At 25.3% G+C, this 2588-nt stretch carries 2 protein-coding genes; both read left to right on the top strand.

Annotation, left to right across the window (positions count from 1 at the left end):
* Positions 1-291: 291 nt before the first annotated feature.
* A complete protein-coding gene (locus tag Q0G30_RS14115; RefSeq protein ID WP_294391359.1) occupies positions 292-1125 on the top strand; it encodes a CAP domain-containing protein in 834 nt (277 codons plus the stop codon).
* A 276-nt stretch (positions 1126-1401) separates the two neighbouring features.
* Positions 1402-2588, top strand: a 1187-nt coding sequence (gene melB, locus Q0G30_RS14110; protein ID WP_294391356.1) for a melibiose:sodium transporter MelB, incomplete at its 3' end; no start/stop codon positions are given.

Below are 2588 nucleotides of genomic sequence, written 5' to 3'. Positions count from 1 at the left end.
TTATCTTACTTAGATATAAAAGTAGATGGAAAAACATATCATATAGATTTTGATAATTAACAAAAAGGTTACAAAATAAAGTCGAAAAGTTACAACATAATGAAAATTATGTTGTATTTTTTTGTATAAAAATGAGTATATTGCAGGGATAAGATGGGTAAACTAATAAATTTACATTAAATAACAGTTAAAAAACTAACAAAATAATGCTAGAATACTAATCACGGGGGCAAGACATACCCATAAGGTTACAAAAAAGTAACAAAATCAGAAAAAGGATAGGTGTATATTATGAATAAAAAGTTTAAGACATTATTAACAGCAGGATTAATTACTGTAATAGCGGGATCTAGTGTAGTATCATCAAGTGCATTAAGTAAGAATACTATAAATAATTGTAAAAAGAAAGATTCAATATATCTTTGTATAAATGGAGTAAAATATAAAATACCTCTAGGATGTAATAATAAACCATCTACAGATAATAATAATCAAAATAATAATAATACAAATACAGATAATAACAACAATCAAAATAATGACAATATAAATACTGATAATAATAACTCAAATAACAATAATACAAATGTAGGAAACAATAATAGTAATACAAACACTAATAACAACAATAATCAAGAAAATAACAATACAAATACAGACGACAAAAATGATAATGAAAATATAGTTGAAAAACCAGGTAATAATGATAATATATCAAATGATAATACTACTAATGAATTTTTAAGCTTCCAAAAAGAAGTAGTTAGACTTGTTAACGTTGAAAGAGCTAAAGTTGGATTAAAAGAATTATCTTTTAATGCAGAGTTATCAAATGTGGCAACTTTAAAATCTCAAGATATGATAAATAAAAATTACTTTAGTCATACTTCTCCAACTTACGGTTCACCATTTGAAATGATGAAAAAATTTAATATAAGCTATAAAACTGCAGGAGAAAATATAGCTAAAGGTCAAAAAACTCCAGCACAAGTTGTAAATGCTTGGATGAATTCTCAAGGTCACAGAGAAAATATATTAAATAAAAATTATACAGAAATAGGCATAGGTGTTGCAAAAGATGCAAAAGGTACTTTATATTGGACACAAATGTTTATAGGTAAATAAAAACTAAAAATATATAAAATAGATTTTTAAAAAGCAAATTTTTATTATTAAAAGCTGATTTCTATATTAAATAGAAGTCGGCTTTTTTGTTTTTAAAAATCCATAATTATACTAAAAACAACATTAAACCATATTTAAATAACATAAAAATATTCTATAAATAAATATAAAAAATTAAAATATACTTAAATAAACAATAATTATAATAAAAAAATGTTGAAAAAGAAAACATTTTCTAAGTTAATTTATATGAAGTTATGGAGGGGTTAAATTAAAATGGAAAAAGTAACAGCAAAAGAAAAATACTCTTATGGGATAGGAGCATTTGGAAAAGATATGGTTTATGCAGTAGTAGCAACATATCTTATGATATTTTTTACAGATGAAGTAGGTATTTCTTCAGTATTTGTAGGAAGCTTATTCTTCTTTTCTAGATTTTGGGATGCAGTAAATGATCCAGTCATGGGGCTTATAGTTGACAATACTAAAACTAAATGGGGAAAATTTAGACCATGGATTTTAATAGGAACATTAATAAACGCAGTTGTATTAGTATTTTTATTCTTAAATCCAGCTAACTTTTTACAAGGAAAAATGGTATATGTATATTGTTCAGTGGCTTATATACTTTGGGGAATGACATACACTATTATGGATATACCTTATTGGTCAATGGTACCATCTTTTACAAGTAATCCAGAAGAAAGAGATAAAATTGCAGTAATACCTAGAATATTTGCAACACTTGGGGGAGCATCAGTAAATACTTTTGGTTTAATGTTAATTGGTATACTTGGAGTAGCTAGTAAATCACAAGGTTATTTTAGATTAGGTATAATAATATCAATAATATTTGTAATATCTACATTAGTAACAGTTTTAAACGTTAAAGAAAAAAATGTGGTAGAAAATAAAGATAAGATAAAAATATCAGAGATAGTAACTATTTTAGGAAAAAACGATCAACTTTTAGTAATAATAGCATCAGTTGTAATTTTCCAAGTTGCACAGTTTTTATATAGCGGATTTTTAGTTTATTTCTTTACATATGCAATAAAAGATTTAAATTTATATGCTACATTTGTGGCAATGGGAACAGTAACTCAAGTAGCAGCATTAATATTATTCCCTAGAATATCTAAAGTAGTAGGAAGAAAAAATGTTTATACAATAGCATGCATTCTAACTGTATTAGGATTTGGTGGAATGTTTATAGTAAGTGGTATGGGAAATAGTATATTATTATGTGCAACAGGAATAGCTTATAATTTAGGTGTTGGATTAATAAATGCAGCAACTACAGTTATGATTTCAAATGCTGTTGACTATGGTGAATATAAATTAGGAAAAAGAAGTGAAAGTATAATATTCTCAGCACAAACTTTTATAGTTAAATTCTCAACTGCATTTAGTGGATTAATTATAGGTTTTGGATTAAGCTTAATAAAATATGTTCCAAATGC

The sequence above is a fragment of the uncultured Clostridium sp. genome, from assembly GCF_934754925.1.
GTDB lineage: Bacteria > Bacillota > Clostridia > Clostridiales > Clostridiaceae > Clostridium.
Note: the sequence above shows the minus strand (reverse complement) of the source record. Positions and strands in the feature narration are given on the sequence as shown.